The following is a 15697-nucleotide window of genomic DNA, read 5'->3' on the forward strand; positions in this document are numbered from 1 at the left end:
CCCCCGCGCCCCTTTATCGCGCACGTAAGCCGGCCCCCCGGACATGAGGGGGCCCGGACGCCTGGAAGCAGGGGAGGCCTTCGCCTCGGGGCCTCAGCCGCCGGAGACGGAGGGGCCGTCCTCGCGGGGCAGCCACACGACGAAGCGGGTGCCGTCCGCCGCGCCCGACTCCACGGAGATGCGCCCCCCGTGGGCCAGGGCGATCTGCCGCACGATGAAGAGCGACAGCCCCAGCCCGTCGTCCGCGGAGCACAGGGCGCGGTGCTTGAACGGCTCGAAGAGGGTGCCCTGGTACTCCGGCGGCACCCGGCAGTCCGGGTCGTGCACCTGCACCGTCACGCCGTCGAAGCGCCCCGTCAGTTGGAGCACCACGGAAGAGGACACCGGGCCGTGGTGCAGGGCGTTGCCCACCAGGGAGTCCATCAGCTGGAAGAGCCGCTCGCTGTCCCAGGTGCCCTTCAGGTCGCCGCTGGTGACCAGCCGCAGGTCGCGGCCCGGGTGGGCGCGCTGCCGGTCCGCCATCACGCGCTCCGCCAGCTGCCCCAGGTGGACGGGGGCGGGGTGCACCGGCAGGCCGTTGGACAGCCGGGCGCGGGTGAAATCCAGGAGCTGGCGGATCAGCCGCTCCACGCGGCGCACGCCGTGGCCCACGCGCCCTACCTGTTCGGTCAGGGCCTCCGGCATCGCCGGAGCGTGCTGGAGGGCCAGCACGTCGCACTGGAGCGTCTGGAGTGGGCCCTTGAAGCCGTCCCCCGCCGCGTCCAGGAACTGGTCGCGGAAGTGCTCCATCCGCATCAGGCGCTCCTCGGCGGCCTTGCGGATGCTCACGTCCCACACCGCGCCCATGCGCACCGCGCGGCCCTGGAAGGTGGCGGACCGGCCCATCACCTCCACGGGGATGCGGCGGCCGTCGCGGTGGAGCACGGCCAGCTCGTACGGGGCCTCCACGCCGCGCTCCATCACGTCCCGGGCGGGGGCGCGGAACTCCGGCGCCACGCAGTCCAGGATGTTCCGGCCGATCAGCTCCGCCGTCTCGTAATAGCCCAAGAGCCGCCCCAGCCCGGGGCTGATCTCCAGGAACTGACCGCGGTCGTGGAAGAAGTACCCGTCGCAGGAGATCTCCACGATGGAGCGCATGTGCTCCTCGCTCGCCCGGAGCGCCGCCTCCTCGCGAAGGCGCGCGGAGCTGTCCCGCACGAGCAGCAGCACCCCCGCCGAACCCGCCGGCATCGCGCTCACGGTCAGGTGGCGCAGCGTGCCCACCTCGCCGAAGCGGCCCGACACCAGCTCCTCCGCCACGCGCTCACCGGACAGCGCCCGCGCGAGCAGCGGTGACAGGGGGGGCGCCAGGCCCGGCCACGCCTCCGACAGGTAGCGCCCCACGCACAGCCCGGACGGGCGGCCGCACAGCGCCCCCAAGAGGTCGTTCATCCAGACGAGGCGGGAGTCTCCGTCCACCAGCGCCACCCCCCAACCCGGCGCGTTGAGCAACGCGCCCAGGAAGGGCAGGGTCTCCTCGGGAACCCCCGGGGACGGAAGGGCTCCGGGAAGCCGTTGGAACACTGGCTGCGGCATGGGCGGGTCGTCTCGGAAAACGCGGGCTTGTCCGCGTTAGTGAGAAGTATACCCATTCCCGGAGCCAACGGGAAATACAGGTTTGGCTAGGACTGCGGGGCAACCCGGACAACCCGGCGCGTTGGCCGCACCGGGAGTGAGGCCCAGGCTCGAAGCTACTTCAGCTCGCGGCGCAGCTGCTCCAGCTGGGTGCGCAGGGTGCCGTCGTAGAGGGTGCCACCGACCTGGGCGGCCACGCCGCCGAGCAGGGCCGGGTCCACCCTGGTCTCCAGCACGACGCTGCGCTGGGTCAGCTGCTGCAGCGACTGCTGGAGCTGGGCGACGGCGTCCGCGGAGAGCGGCACGGCGCTGGTGACCTGGCCCCGGACGCGACCCGCGCGGGCGTCCGCCATGTCGCGGTAGAGCCGGGCGATGTCGGGCAGGTAGCCCAGGCGGTTGCGGTCCACCAGCAGGCGCACCGCGTTGGCCAGCGCGGGCTCCGCGGGGGAGGGCATGGCCTGGAGCAGGGCCTCCACCACGCGGCTGCGCTGGGCGCGGCTGTAGGCGGGGTTGAGCAGCACGTCCGACAGTTCGGGGCTCTGGCCCACGACGGCGGCGAAGGCGTTGAGCTGCTCGGCGACGGCGTCGGTGCGGTTGCCTTCCGCTGCGACGTCGAGGATGGCGCGGGCGTAGCGGCGGGCGATGGAGACGTTCACCATGACGCTGGCGCCCTTAGCATGGGGCGTTCCTGGCGGCAATGATGCCGGCGCCGCGCTGGATCGCCGTGGCCGTCCGGGGCCTCCGGAGGTCCTTGGAGGCAGGCCGGCGCCCGGCAACGGACGCCCTGGGTGCGACAGGACTTGGCGGAAGTGGGCGCTTACCCATAGCGTGGGCCCCACCCTCGCCATGCAAGAACCTGTCATTGGCATCGACCTGGGCACCACCAACAGCGTCGTGGCGACCGTGGAAGACGGACGTCCGCGCCTCATCCCCTCGCGCTCGGGAGGACGCCTCACGCCCTCGGTGGTAGGCCTCACCCGGGCGGGCGACCGCCTGGTGGGGCAGGCGGCCCAGGCCCTGGGGGAGGAGCACCCGGACGCGGTGGTGTGGGCCACCAAGCGCTTCCTGGGGCGCCGCTACACGCCGGAGCTGGTGCAGCAGGCGAAGGCGGTGGTGCCGTATCCCCTGGTGGCCGGCCCCACGGGCGACGTGCGCGTGAAGCTGTCCGGCCGCGTGCTGCCCGCCACGCAGGTGTCCGCCTTCATCCTGGGCGAGCTGCGCCTGGACGCGCAGGCGCACTTCGGGCGGGACGTGCGCAAGTGCGTCATCACCGTCCCCGCCAACTTCGACGACAACCAGCGTCAGGCCACGCGGGAAGCGGCGGCCATCGCGGGGCTGGAGGTGGTGCGGCTGGTCAACGAGCCCACCGCAGCGGCGCTGGCGTACGGCCTGTCGCGCGGCTTCGAGGGCAGCGCGCTGGTGTTCGACCTGGGCGGCGGCACCTTCGACGTGTCCATCCTGGACGTGAAGGCGGGCGTCTTCGAGGTGAAGGCCACCGGCGGCGACCACGCGCTGGGCGGCGAGGACTTCGATCAGCGCATCGTCCAGTGGCTGCTGGCGCAGGTGGAGGACTCCTTCCAGGAGGCGGTCTCCAAGGACGCGCAGTCGCTCAGGCGCCTGAAGGTGGCGGCGGAGGCGGCCAAGCGCGAGCTCACCGACAACGAAGAGGCCACCATCTCCGTGTCCGGCCTGGGGGACCACACCGCGGGCGTGAAGCGCTTCACGGAGATCAACACCGCGCTCACGCGCAGCTTCTTCGAAACGCTGTCGGAGCCGCTGTCGCGCCGCTGCCTGGACGTCTGCAAGAGCGTGATGGCGGAGGCGCGGATGGATCCGCGCTCCGTGGACGTGGTGCTGCTGGTGGGCGGGATGACGCGCGTGCCGCTGGTGCGCCGGCTGGTGGCGGACTTCTTCGGCCGCGCGCCCTCCACGGACGTGCACCCGGACGAGGCCGTGGCGCTGGGCGCCGCGGTGCAGGCGGACGAACTGGTGCGCCAGGCGGGCCAGGCGCTGCTGTTGGACGTGGCCAGCCAGAGCCTGGGCGTGGGCGTGATGGGCGGGCGCGTGAAGCGGCTCATCCCCAAGAACACGGGCGTGCCCGTGGTGGCCCGGGACATCTTCTTCCCCGGCACCTCCGGCCAGTCCGAGGCGCGCATCCCCGTGTACCAGGGCGAGAGCGAGTTCCAGGACGAGAACCACAAGCTGGGCGAGGTGGTGCTCAAGAACCTGCACGTCGCCAACCGCGGGGAGACGCCCCTGGAGGTCGTCTTCGAGCTGTCCGGCGAGGGCATCCTCGCGGTGAAGGCCACCGACCTGACCTCCGGCAACATGGATCTGGTGCGCCTGGAGGCCCGGGCCGGCCTGCCGCAGGGCGAGGCGGAGAAGCTGGGCCAGGAGCAGTCCAATTACGCCCAGGCGCAGGGCGTGGTGGACGCGCGCAAGGCGGAGGAGACCTTCCGCAAGCTGCTGGAGCGCGGGGAGAAGCTGGCGCGCCTGCTCCAGCAGAGCGCCCGGGAGAACCCCAGCCCGGAGGCCGAGACGGCCGTGGGCACCGTGCAGCAGCTGCTGGTGGGCGGCAAGGACGCGCTGGCCGCCGGTGACGCCGCGCAGTGCGCCCTCATTGCCCGTCAGCTCACGAAGCTGTTGTCCGGCCGCGCCGAGCCCCGCGGCTGACGTCCCGCGGCACACGGACGAGGCGTCCACCAGCGCACGTTGTGGCGCCGCGTGCGTGGTGCCTTTCGCGGAGTCCGCGTATCTCCGGGAGTCATGATGACCCCCGGCTTTTCTCCCCGCCCGAGAGACCTGGTCTTCGTGGTGGACGACTCGCGGACGGCGCGGGACGTGATGCGGCTGCACCTGTCGCGCATGGGCTGCGACGCGGTGGGGCTGGAGGGGGCGGAGGCGTGCCTGACGGAGCTGGCGCAGCGCACGCCGGCGCTCATCCTGATGGACCTGCACCTGGAGAAGCTCCAGGGGGACGAAGCCTGCCGCATGGTCAAGGCGCACCCGGCGGGCCGCAACGTGCCGGTGGTGATGTTCACCGCGGCGGATGAACCGCATGAGGTCATGCACTGCGGGCGCGCGGGCGCGGACGACTTCCTGCCCAAGCCGGTGAGCCAGGAGGCGCTGGCGGCGAAGGTGGCCGCGGTGCGGCTGTCGCGCGAGCGCGCCTGGACGGGCCCGCCGCGCGGCAGGGGCGTGCTGCTGGTGGAGGGCGGCCGCTTCCTGCACACCTTCCTGGGCGGAGCGCTGGAGCACGAGGGGCTGCACGTGCTCTACGCCAAGGACCTGGACGACGCGGCCGCGCAGGCCGTGGCGTACGGAGACCGGCTGGACGGCTTCGTGGTGGACGTGTCGCGGCTGCCGCGCGAGGCCCTGGCCCTGGCCACGCGCCTTCGCGAGCAGTTCCCTCGCAAGCCGCTGGTCCTGATGTCGCGCGTGGAGGAGGCGCCGGACGTGCTGGAGCGCGCGCAGGAGCTGTGCGGCGCGCCGCTGCTCCTCAAGCGGCAGCTGGGCGCGGACGAGCTGCTGGCGATGGTGATGGCGCGCCTGTCGCCCGGCACCGTGCCCCTGAGGGCCGCGGAGCGCGTTCCCTTCTTCACCGTGGTGGAGTTCAACACGCCTGGCGGCCCCACGCTCAGCGGCTTCAGCCACGACGCCAGCCCCCAGGGCCTCTTCGTGCGCACGCTGACGCCCGCGCGCGAGGGCTCGCGGCTGTCCCTGCGGCTGGTGATGGCCGGCCAGCGCACGCCCTGCGAGGCGCAGGCGGTGGTGGCGTGGTGCAACCCGCCCGGGATGGGCAGCGCGTTCCGCTCGCAGACCGGCATGGGCCTGCGGCTGGAGGGCATGGACGCGCAGCTGCAGCAGCGCTTCGTGCGCTTCGTGCCCCAGACCCTCGGTTTTCCCCCCGCCGGGGCCGTGCGCGCCTCAGGTTTCTGAGAGCGCCGGGCGCCCCCTTGAGCGGCGCAACCCCCCGCAATCACAGACAGTGCGGACGTGATACAGCCCTGGCATGCGCGTGGCAGAGCGCAGCGCCCCGCGAGGCTTTCGAGGGAGGCATCACGCATGCGCATCAGTCTTTTCGGAACGGTGGGGCTCACGCTCCTGGCGGTGGGGTGTGGTGACGGTGGGGGCAAGACCCCGGACGGGTTGGAGAACGAACCCGTGCAGCAGTCGCTGAAGCTGGAGACGTTCAACGACTGCCAGGCGCTGGAGCGCTACATCGAGGACTCCGCGACGAAGCAGATGCGCGCGAGCCTGGAGCAGCAGAAGCCCGGCTATTGGGAGCGCTACGGCCGGGGCCGCGGCGGCGGCGTCTTTGGCCCCATGCCCACGGAGGACAACGCGTCCGCGGGCAGCGGCAACGGGGCGTCGGGTGGCAGCGCGCCCAAGGACTCCACCGGCACCAACAACCAGGTGGAGGGCGTGCACGAGTCCGACTTCGTGCAGAACGACGGCACGCGCATCTTCGTGCTGTCGGGCAACCGGCTGTTCGCGCACCGCTCGTGGCCCGCGGAGCAGCTCACGCTGGCGGCGACGCTGGAGGTGGAGGGCTGGCCCCGGGAGATGCTGCTCGATGAGCACGACCGGCTGGTCATCATCTCGCAGGTGGACCAGTCCCTGTCGGGCAACCCGGCGAAGCCCGGGGGCATGTACGGCGGCATGGTCCCCATGATGGACATGGCCTGCTACGGCTTTGGCTGCGGGTACTTCAACGCGGACAGCACCAAGGTGACGACGGTGGACGTGTCCGACGTGGCGCACCCCACGGTGGTGGATCAGGTCTACCTGCCCGGCGTCTTCAACCAGGCGCGCCGCGTGGACAGCAACGTGCGGCTGGTGCTGTCGGATTCGTTCCGCTGGCCGGAGGACGTGAAGTTCTGGGTGGACTACTCGGAGGACCTCTACAAGGACGAGGGGAAGCTCACCCAGGCCATCGACGCGCTCATCAAGAGCAACGAGAAGAGCATCCGCGCGAACACGCTGGACAAGTGGCTGCCCGCGGGCCGGCACGTGGACGCGCAGGGCGTGCAGACGTCGCTGCCCACGTCCTGCGGTGACTTCTACCGGAGCAACGCGCCGTCCGCCCTGGGCTTCGTGACGGTGGCGTCGCTGGACCTGGACGCGCGCACGGCGGCGCCGGGACGCACCAGCCTGGTGGCGGAGCCGGGCACCATCTACGCGTCCAAGGAGTCGCTGTACCTGACGCACGCGCATTACTGGTGGTGGGCGGAGCCCGGGCAGAAGGACTTCACCTACCTGCACAAGTTCGACCTGCGCCAGCCGGGCCGCGCGGTGTACGTGGGCTCCGGCACGGTGGAGGGCATGCCCATCAACCAGTTCGCCCTGGACGAGCACGAGGGCGTGCTGCGCATGGCCACCACGGTGACGACGCGCATCCCGGAGCCGGAGCACGAGGACTGGTGGTGGGGCCGCACCACCACGGCCAGCCGCGTGACGACGCTGGGCGTGAAGAACGGGCGCCTGGCGGAGCTGGGCCGCAGCGAGGACCTGGCCGAGGGCGAGCGCATCTTCAGCGCGCGCTTCGTGGGCAACCGCGGCTACGTGGTGACGTTCCTCCAGGTGGATCCGCTCTTCACCTTCGACCTGAGCGACCCCGCGCACCCGCGCAAGGTGGGCGAGCTGAAGGTGCCCGGCTTCTCCACGTACATGCACCCGGTGGGCGACCACCACCTGCTGACCCTGGGCATCCACACGGAGCCGCCCCCCGGCGGTGGCTGCTGCGGCACCAGCGCGCTGAAGCTGTCCCTCTTCGACGTGGGCGACCTGGCGAACCCGAAGGAGGTCGCCACGCAGCTGGTGGGCGAGGCCTACGGCTGGAGCGAGGCCCTGTACGAGCACAAGGCCTTCAACTACTTCGCGGCCAAGGGGCTGGTGGCCATCCCGTTCACGGACTACTCGCGGTACTACACGTCGTATGAGAACTACTGGCAGAACTTCCGCACGGAGCTGCGCGTGTTCCGCGTGGACCTGGCGGCGGGCATCTCGCCGGTGGGCTCGGTGCCCATGTCGGACCTGTTCCGCACCGTGAGCATGCCGCAGTGGACCTACTACTACACGCCGGACGTGCGCCGCAGCGTGATGGCGGATGACTACGTCTACGCCATCAGCGACGCGGGGGTGCGCGTGTCCAGGGTGGACAGCCTCCAGACGCCGCTCGTCACGGTGCCGTTCCCCGTCAGCACGCCCTGATACGGCGGGGCAGGCGGTCAGACGGGGCCGGGGATTGCGTCGCTTGCACCCACGCAATCCCTTCCTTATAGGCCCGTCATGCCGCCCGAAGCCGCCGAGCCCTCCGTGTCATCCTCCCCCCCAGCCAAGGGCGCGCGGGGGGAGTTGCGCGCCCTGCTGCGGCTGGCGATTCCCCTGTGCATCGCGCAGGCGGGCCAGTCCCTGATGAGCGTGACGGACACCTTCATCGTCGGCCGGGCCGGCACGTCCGCCCTGGCGGCGGTGGGCCTGAGTCACGCCCTCTTCTTCGCCGTCAGCAGCTTCGGGATGGGGCTGATGATGGGCGTGGACCCGCTGGTGTCCCAGGCCATTGGCGCCGGCAACCCGCGCCGCGCGCGGGACGTGCTGTGGCAGGGCGTGTGGCTGTCCGCCTTCGTGGGCGTGGTGCTGTGGGCGGTGCTCATCACCGCCCCCGCGGGCCTGCCCTGGGTGGGCGTGGCGGAGGAGCAGATCGTCCAGGTGCGCGCCTTCCTTCACTTCCGCGCGCCCAGCCTGCCCCTGATGCTCATCTTCCTCACGGTGCGCGCGTACCTGCAGGCCATCGGGATGCCCCGGCCGCTGGTGGTGTCCGCCGTGCTGGCCAACCTGGTCAACGTGATGCTGGTGCCGCTGTTCGTCTTCGGCGGCGCGTCCCTCCCCGCCTGGGCGGGGCCGCTCACCCATGTGCCGGCCATGGGCGCGGCGGGCGCGGCGCTGTCCACGCTGTTGTGCACGGCGCTGGAGGTGCTCATCGTCGCGCGGGCGGTGCAGGCCATCCCGGTGCCGGGCACGCCGTCGCGCAGGCCGGTGAAGGCGGACCAGCTCCGGGCCTTCCGGGTGGGGCTGCCCATTGGCCTGCACATCGGGGCGGAGGTGGGCATCTTCGCGCTGGCGGGCGTGCTGGCCGCGAAGCTGGGGACGGTGAGCGTGAGCGCGCACCAGATTGCCCTCTCCTTCGCCAGCCTCACCTTCACCATGGCGCTGGGCATCGGCAACGCGGGCAGCGTGCGGGTGGGCTGGGCCGTGGGCGCGCACGACACGCCGCAGGCCCGCAGAAGCGGGCTGATGGCCTTCGCCCTGGCCGCGGTGGCCATGTCGCTGAGCGGGCTCGTGTTCGCGCTCTTCCCCCGGGGCCTGGCGAAGCTGGCCGGGGCGCCGGAGGAGGTGCTGCCGCTGCTGCTGCCCCTCTTGATGGTGAGCGCCATCTTCCAGGTCTTCGACGGCGTGCAGGGCGTGGGCGCGGGCGTGCTGCGCGGCGCCGGCCAGACGCGCTTCACCTTCATCGCCAACATCCTGGGCCACTACGCCGTGGGCCTGCCGCTGACCCTGTTCCTGGCCTTCCACCTGGGCATGGGGGTGCTGGGCATCTGGTGGGGCCTGTGCGCCGGGCTCATCACCGTGGCCGCCGCCGTGCTGTGGCGCTTCTGGCGCGTCAGCGCCGGCACCCTCCGGCCCCTGGAGGGCTGAGCGTTTACCGGGATGCAAAGTTGCAGTGAGGGCGAAAAGTCCAAGAATCTGGGAATCGGACGCAACCCCAACCGGGAAGATCCGACAATTGGGCCAGGAGCTTACATGTCCAACTACCGCATCCGCCCTGGCGACACCCTCTCTGGCCTGGCCGCTCGTTTCGGCACCTCCGTGCAGAAGCTGGCGCGCGACAACAACATCGCGAACCCCGACCTCATCATCTCCGGCCGGACGCTGCGCATCGGGCACTCCGGGCGTGACAGCTTTGACGCGGGTGGTGGCCGTCAGGGCATCCGCGGCGGTGGCGGCGGGCGCGGTGTGGGCGGCGGCGCGGACGTGGGCGGCCCGACGGGCGTGGCCCCCACCGGCGGGACCGAGAAGGGTCGCCGGCTGGCGGAGGCGGCGCGCGCGGCGGCCATGGGCATGGGCGGCTACAACAGCCAGGGCCTGTGCGCCACGGGCGTGAGCCGGGCCATCCGCAACGCGCTGGGCATCGGCGTGTCGGGCAACGGCAACCAGATCGACAACAACCTGCCGCGCGACAAGTTCCGCCAGGTGGACATGTCCCTGGAGGACGCGCTGAAGATTCCGGGCCTCGTGCTGACGTGGGAGAGCACCTCCTCGCGCCTGGGCAGCATCTACGGCCACACGGCGGTGACGCTGGGCGACGGCCACTCGTCCGCCAGCGACTTCATCGAGCGCAACACGACGAACAGCGGCCGCACCGGCTTCAAGGTGTTCGTGCCCATCGAGTAGCCCGCCGTCCTCACGGCGCTTCTCGAAAAGCCTCCGGGTCCTTCCGACCGGAGGCTTTGTCATGTCCGGTGTGCACCGGGGACTTCAGGCCGGCAGGTACTGGCGGATCATCTGCCGCCACACGGGCCAGTCGTGGGTGCCGCCGTCCCAGATGGACAGGTCGTTGCGGATGTCCTTCTGCCAGAGGACCTTGGAGAGGTTCTCGTTGGAGGGGCGGCAGAAGTCGTGCTCGCCCACGGCCAGGGTCATCTCCACGCGGCGCAGGGCGGACAGGCGGCCGGTGTCGTGAAGGTTGGGCAGCCACTGCGGCGCGGTGTGGAAGTACACCTGTTCGTCGTGGTGGCCATCCAGGAAGTCCTCCGTCTCGAACTTGCCGCCCATGGAGATGAGGCGCTGGAAGACGTCCGGGTGGCGCAGGCCCACGTTGTACGTGTGGAAGCCGCCCAGGCTGCACCCGGCGAGCGTGAGGCGTCCCCCGGAGGCGCGGCCGCGCACGAGCGGCACCACCTCATTCAGCACGTAGTCCTCCCACTGGGCATGGCGGGCCACGCGCACGGCGGGGGCGACGTCCTTGTTGTACCAGGACTCTTCATCCACCGAGTCCACGCACGCCACGATGTAGCGGCCCGCGTTGATGCCATCCGTGATGGCGGCGATGAGGCCGAAGTCCTCGGCCTGGAAGAAGCGGCCCTTGCTGGTGGGTACCAGGATGACGGGTTCGCCCGAGTGCCCGTACAGCAGCACTTCCATGTCCCGGTTCAGCCGCGGGCTGTGCCAGCGGTGGTATTCGCGGTTCATGGCCGCCACCTTAACCGGCGCGTTCGCGGCGCAAGCGAGGCGGCCACACGGGACGTGCTCGGGTCAGCCGCCAGTGAACACCTGCCGGGATTGCTCCACACCCCGCCATGGGGCGAGGAAGGCATCCGCCTCCCGCGCGATGAGCTCCAGCGAGGCCGTCAGCTCGTGGCCATCGTCCACCTCCACCAGGCGGACGTGGCGTTTGCCTTTGGACCATTCGCGCGAATAGCGCACGTCACAGGTGTCGTCCTGGCGGCCGTGGATGATGAGCGTGGGCACGCGCACGTCGGGCCAGGGGCCGCGCTTCGCGTCCATCAGCTGGCCCTCCTCCATGATGCCGTGGTGCACGCGCGTGCGGCGCTTCTCCGCGTGGTCGTCCGTCTCCAGGGAGCCCGTGCGCTTCCACTCCGCCCAGGCCTGGGGGCCCATGCGGCGCTGGAGCTGCTCCACGTAGTGGAAGGCGGGGGCCAGGAGCACCAGCGCGCTCACGCGCGGGTCGGCCTCCGCGGTGCGCGCGGCGACATACCCGCCCATGCTGGAGCCGATGAGGACGGCGCGGTCGTGCGGGGTGCCCAGCGCGTCCCGCACGGTGTCCAGCATGGTGTGCAGGCTCAGGAACTCCAGCGACGGCACGCGCAGGTTGAGGCGCTCCAGCGGGATGCCCTGCTTCGCCCAGTACGCGTCCAGCCAGACGCCCTTGGCGGAGAGCGGGCCGGAGGCGAAGCCGTGCAGGTAGAGCCAGCGGGGGCCGGAGGTGGGGGGCGGCGGCGCGTTCATGGGCGCGCACTGTACCCGCGCTAGAAGCGCAGCACGGGGCCGGCGACGATGGTCTGGAGCGGTTTGGCGCACATGTCCACGCTCACCCCCGCGCTGGCGCTGGTGTCGTCCGTGGCCTTGGTGAACTTCACGTCGCAGAACTGGATGGCGGTGGCGACGGAGATGCCCCACCGGTCGGAAATCCAGCCGTCCAGGCCGACACGGAAGGCCATGCTGGTGACGTCGAAGTCCTCGCGGCGCAGCTGGCCCAGGCTGTCCGGGGTGAAGGGCTGCGACCAGCTCTTGGCCAGGCGCGCGCCCAGCCACGGCGTCACCGGCTTGTCGCCCAGGAAGCGCAGGCGGGCCTCCAGGCCCACGGCCGTGTAGTCCAGCTGCACGCGGCTCATCTCGGACGGGTTCCGGGCCTCGGCGAACTGCTGGCCCCAGGTCTGGGTGGTCTCGAAGACGACGCCCAGGGACAGGCCGGGGGGCGTCTCCACGGCGAGCCAGGCCTGGAGGGCGGGGCCCTTGGCGCGCCAGTCGCTGAAATGATCCAGGGTGATGCCGGCGCCCAGGGAGGCATAGCCGTGCCACCCGTCCGCGCCCGCGGGCCCGGCGCACAGGACGCCCGCCAGGGCCAGCCACTTCCACTTCGTATCCATGCCGCCACTGTATGCCGGACCGGGGGCGGGGCTAGGCTTGTGGGCATGTCCGTTTCTTTCGAGGTCGCGGCGGCCGAGGTCCGCGACGCGCTCACCGGCGCGAGCCGGGGCCTGGTGGAGCGCGAGGCGATGGTGGAGCTGGTGGCGCTGTCGGCGGTGGCGGGCGAGCACCTGCTGGTGGTGGGCCCGCCGGGCACGGCGAAGAGCGAGGCGGTGCGCAGGACGGCGCGCGGACTGGGCGGTTCGTACTTCGAGTACCTGCTGGGGCGCTTCACGGAGCCGTCCGAAATCTTCGGGCCGGTGGACCTGCGCAAGCTGCGCGAGGGGCTGGTGGAGACGGAGACGGCGGGCATGCTGCCGGAGGCGGAGGTGGCCTTCCTGGACGAGGTGTTCCTGGGCTCCACCGCCATCCTCAACACGCTGCTGGGCCTGCTCAACGAGCGCACCTTCCGGCGCGGCCACACGCGCATGCAGTGTCCGCTGCGGGTGTGCGTGGGCGCGTCCAACGCGCTGCCGGAGGACGACGCGCTGGCGGCGTTCGCGGACCGGTTCCTCGCGCGCATCTTCGTGGAGCCGGTGCCGGACCCCCGGCTGGAGGAGCTGCTGGAGGGGGGCGCGTCGCTGTGGGGGGACGTGGCGCCGCGCGTGGCGTCGCTCCAGTCGCTGGACGTGGTGGCGCAGGCGGCGCGGCGCGCGGACCTGGGGCCGGTGCGGCCGCACCTGGCGCAGGCGCTGCGGACATTGAGGGCGGCGGGCATCGCGCTGTCGGACCGGCGCGCGGTGAAGGTGCAGCGGCTGGTGGCGGCCGCGGCGGCGCTGGCGGGGCGCGCGACGCCGGGCGTGGCGGACCTGTGGCCGTTGGTCTACGCGGTGCCCACGAAGGAGTCGCAGGCGCTGGCGCGCGACGTGCTGCGCGACGTGTTGTCCGCGTCGGAGAACCCGGCGCTGCCGGCCGCGGCGCTGGAGGCGAGCGCGGGACCGCTGGCCCGTGCCCGGCGCATCGCGCAGGCGGGACACGCGCTGCTGGAGTCACGGCCCGTGGACGCGGAAGGCGTGGCCGCGTGGCGGCTCAAGCTGGAGGGCGTGGCGCGCGAGATGGACGCGGGCTTCGCGCCGGAGGCGCTGCCGCAGGCGCTGCGTGAGCTGCGCGGCGCGGTGGCGGCGGTGCTGGAAGAGGCGAGCACTCGCGCGGCGTGAGGCGGTCCAGGAGTCCTTTCCGGAAATCCGGCGGAATCCAACGCATGCGGGGCTCCGTATGGGTGGCTGCCAGCGGGACGGCCGCCTTCGGTGTGGCGTGCCGGAGGCATTCCATCCACGGGAGGACACCTCATGCGAAACACCTTCGCGGCGTTGGCCATTGCCTCGGCGGCCCTGCTGGCGGGCTGTGGCGACGATGACGACAACAAAACAAGTCCATCATCGCGAAGACGCTCACGGAGCTGAAGGGCATCTGCGGCACGGCGAACCTGGGCGAGTCCTTCACCCATATCGGTGACGCCAGCAAGGGCCCGGCGTACGCGGACGACGCGGCCACGTTCGAGGGCAAGCTGGCGGCGTTCCTCGTCTATGCCCATGGCGGGCCGGAATCCATCCAGTACACGGATGGCAAGACGTACGCGGGCCCGCAGAACATGCCGGCGCTCACGGACAGGCCGCTGTTGAAGTGGATGGGGAGGTCCATGCCCCAGGCCGCGTCCGCCGCGGGATGTCCGCTGGGATACGACGCGAAGCAGAGCCCCGAGCAGAAGGAGGCCGCGAGAGAGCGTTTCGCGGCCGCCCACCGGGGAGAGAGCCCCGCGCAGGCCCGGCCCGCGCTGGGGTCGTGAAGAGGTGCCGGCGGCGCTGTTCCCGGGGTTGAAGCGGGAAGCCTGTGGGTGACGTTCGGCGCGGACGACCGGCTGGTGTCCGTGACTGCCGTGAGCCGGGCGGTGGATCCAGCGCCCATCAGCGCGACGTTCCGCGCGGCGAACGCGATGCTCGTGACGCTGGCGGGGCCACCGGTGAAGCGGGACGGGGAGGGCAGTGTGGAGGAACTGCGGCAAGGGCTCTTGAGGCAGGCGAGCGCGGAGTACCGCTTCCAGGACTTCTACGCGCTCACCCGCGTCACCAACATGGGGGACGGGTTCGTACTGACGGAGGAGTACCGCGCCCTGCCGAAGGTCGCGGCGCGGGAGATACCGTCACGGTGAGGGGATGCACGTCATTCAGGCCATCCCTCGAAGGCGTCCCAACCTTCGGGCGGCGCGTGGAACCCGAGGGCGTCCAGGCACTCGCGGGATGGGTGCAGCCAGTCTGTTGTTGAAAGACTGCCTGACGGCATCCGGAGCACCTTGTCCGCGAGTGCTCGTACCTGCGGCGCCGCGGCTCGAAACCGCTCCGCGTCGGGGCTTCCCGAGGCTTGCTCGCAGAATGCCGCGAGCGCGAGAAGCCGCGTGTCCAGCGCCTCCCGCAGAGCGGCTGGAGGGGCCTGCGTGGACCATCCAGCATAAAGGCGAGGCGCGGCCAGGACGGTCAGCAGGTTGAGTGCTTCCGCGACCAGGGCTGCCTGCTGTTCCCAGGAGGTTTCAGCCACAGAAGGGTCCCACCCGCGCGTTGAAGGGCAACGTGTGAAACAGCAGGGCCTTCCCGCTGACGGCTTCACCGTTCATGCATGTGTAGACGGCCCAACCCTTGATGGCGAGATTCTCCATGCCCTTGACGAAGCAGTAGGGACATTTGCCCTCGCCGCAGCTCGAAACGAAGCATGCGGTGGTCCCGCAGGGAACTGTCGCGGGCCATCCTCGGGCGGTGCACCCAGGCGCTTTCGTCAAGGGCGGATCCGCGGATGCAAGCTGGGAAGGCGATGCGGCGAGCACGCCGAGCCCCATCACCCAGCGTTTCAGGCGTCCACGACGCTGCATTGTAGCCTCCATCGCTTCAGCGGTTCGCCCGGCCGTTACACGGAGGGCGTCTGCTCGACGTACTTCGCGAGCTTCGCGAGGGACATCTTCCAGCCCAGCTCGTTGTCCTCGGGCGGCACTCCGGGTGGGAGGCCTTCGTGCACGGCGTCGAGGTCCGTGCCTCCGTCCTGTGCGTCGCTGAGCGTGAACGTGATGCGCATCTCGCCTTGAAGCGAAGGGTTGGCCGTTTCGAACTCGGTGGTTTCGATGACCTGTTCGTCCGGCACGAGCTTCACGAAGCGGCCGTGATGCGTGTCGGTGTGCGCGGTCGTCTTGCCGGTCTCCGTGAGCGCGTCGTACGTGAGTGAGATGCGGAACGCGCCTCCCTCGCGCGGCTCGAAGACGTGCACCTGGCTCGTCATGCCTTCGGGCACCATCCACGTCTGGACCGCTCGGGCGTCAAGCAGGGCCCGGTAGACGCTCGAGCGGGGGGCCTTCACGTGTTGGCGGATCCGGGTCGTGCTCATGCCCGGG

The 15697-nt window shown here is 71.3% G+C and carries 15 protein-coding genes; 8 read left to right on the forward strand and 7 right to left on the reverse strand.

The window, feature by feature from the left end; genetic code table 11:
- Positions 1–93 precede the first annotated feature (93 nt).
- Both D7X96_RS24950 and atpH read right to left on the reverse strand, forming a co-directional pair.
- Positions 94–1575, reverse strand: coding sequence for a PAS domain-containing sensor histidine kinase (locus D7X96_RS24950; protein ID WP_120548393.1), 1482 nt, complete (start codon positions 1573–1575; stop codon positions 94–96).
- 155 nt (positions 1576–1730) lie between these two features.
- Positions 1731–2273, reverse strand: coding sequence for an ATP synthase F1 subunit delta (gene atpH, locus D7X96_RS24955; RefSeq protein ID WP_120548394.1), 543 nt, complete (start codon positions 2271–2273; stop codon positions 1731–1733).
- A 187-nt stretch (positions 2274–2460) separates the two neighbouring features.
- Here atpH and D7X96_RS24960 point away from each other — a divergent pair, with 187 nt between their 5' ends.
- The 5 genes from D7X96_RS24960 to D7X96_RS24980 all read left to right on the forward strand — a co-directional run bounded on the left by D7X96_RS24960 (position 2461) and on the right by D7X96_RS24980 (position 10068).
- Positions 2461–4287, forward strand: a complete 1827-nt coding sequence (locus D7X96_RS24960; RefSeq protein WP_121770905.1) for an Hsp70 family protein — start codon at positions 2461–2463, stop codon at positions 4285–4287.
- Between the two features lie 93 nt (positions 4288–4380).
- Positions 4381–5553, forward strand: a complete 1173-nt coding sequence (locus D7X96_RS24965; protein WP_233609805.1) for a TIGR02266 family protein — start codon at positions 4381–4383, stop codon at positions 5551–5553.
- A 126-nt stretch (positions 5554–5679) separates the two neighbouring features.
- Complete coding sequence (locus D7X96_RS24970; RefSeq protein WP_121723115.1) at positions 5680–7827, forward strand: beta-propeller domain-containing protein; 2148 nt, start codon at positions 5680–5682, stop codon at positions 7825–7827.
- 78 nt (positions 7828–7905) lie between these two features.
- Entirely contained in the window at positions 7906–9312 is a 1407-nt protein-coding gene (locus tag D7X96_RS24975) for an MATE family efflux transporter (protein WP_121723116.1), read from the forward strand.
- 105 nt (positions 9313–9417) lie between these two features.
- Complete coding sequence (locus D7X96_RS24980; RefSeq protein ID WP_199746936.1) at positions 9418–10068, forward strand: LysM peptidoglycan-binding domain-containing protein; 651 nt, start codon at positions 9418–9420, stop codon at positions 10066–10068.
- An 84-nt stretch (positions 10069–10152) separates the two neighbouring features.
- Here the strand turns inward: D7X96_RS24980 and D7X96_RS24985 are convergent, their stop codons facing one another.
- The 3 genes from D7X96_RS24985 to D7X96_RS24995 all read right to left on the reverse strand — a co-directional run bounded on the left by D7X96_RS24985 (position 10153) and on the right by D7X96_RS24995 (position 12284).
- Entirely contained in the window at positions 10153–10866 is a 714-nt protein-coding gene (locus tag D7X96_RS24985; protein ID WP_121770893.1) for an esterase family protein, read from the reverse strand.
- Positions 10867–10929: 63 nt separating this feature from the next.
- A complete protein-coding gene (locus tag D7X96_RS24990) occupies positions 10930–11643 on the reverse strand; it encodes a YqiA/YcfP family alpha/beta fold hydrolase (protein ID WP_120548398.1) in 714 nt (237 codons plus the stop codon).
- Positions 11644–11663: 20 nt separating this feature from the next.
- Complete coding sequence (locus D7X96_RS24995; RefSeq protein ID WP_120548399.1) at positions 11664–12284, reverse strand: hypothetical protein; 621 nt, start codon at positions 12282–12284, stop codon at positions 11664–11666.
- A gap of 45 nt (positions 12285–12329) precedes the next feature.
- On the opposite strand from D7X96_RS24995, the gene D7X96_RS25000 reads away from it, so the two are divergent.
- From D7X96_RS25000 to D7X96_RS25010, 3 genes are all read left to right on the forward strand, one after another.
- Entirely contained in the window at positions 12330–13481 is a 1152-nt protein-coding gene (locus D7X96_RS25000) for an AAA family ATPase (RefSeq protein WP_121770906.1), read from the forward strand.
- Between the two features lie 482 nt (positions 13482–13963).
- A complete protein-coding gene (locus D7X96_RS40055) occupies positions 13964–14110 on the forward strand; it encodes a hypothetical protein (protein ID WP_158626628.1) in 147 nt (48 codons plus the stop codon).
- Positions 14111–14158: 48 nt separating this feature from the next.
- Complete coding sequence (locus tag D7X96_RS25010) at positions 14159–14473, forward strand: hypothetical protein (protein WP_121770895.1); 315 nt, start codon at positions 14159–14161, stop codon at positions 14471–14473.
- Positions 14474–14484: 11 nt separating this feature from the next.
- On the opposite strand, the gene D7X96_RS39640 is transcribed toward D7X96_RS25010, so the two are convergent.
- Together D7X96_RS39640 and D7X96_RS25015 are read right to left on the reverse strand one after the other, a co-directional pair.
- A complete protein-coding gene (locus D7X96_RS39640) occupies positions 14485–14856 on the reverse strand; it encodes a hypothetical protein (RefSeq protein WP_147468391.1) in 372 nt (123 codons plus the stop codon).
- Between the two features lie 363 nt (positions 14857–15219).
- Positions 15220–15690: an SRPBCC family protein gene (locus tag D7X96_RS25015; RefSeq protein ID WP_167510876.1), complete on the reverse strand. Its 471-nt coding sequence runs from the start codon at positions 15688–15690 to the stop codon at positions 15220–15222.
- Between the last annotated feature and the right edge of the window lie 7 nt (positions 15691–15697).

The organism is Corallococcus interemptor (genome assembly GCF_003668875.1).
In the GTDB taxonomy this organism is placed as follows: domain Bacteria; phylum Myxococcota; class Myxococcia; order Myxococcales; family Myxococcaceae; genus Corallococcus; species Corallococcus interemptor.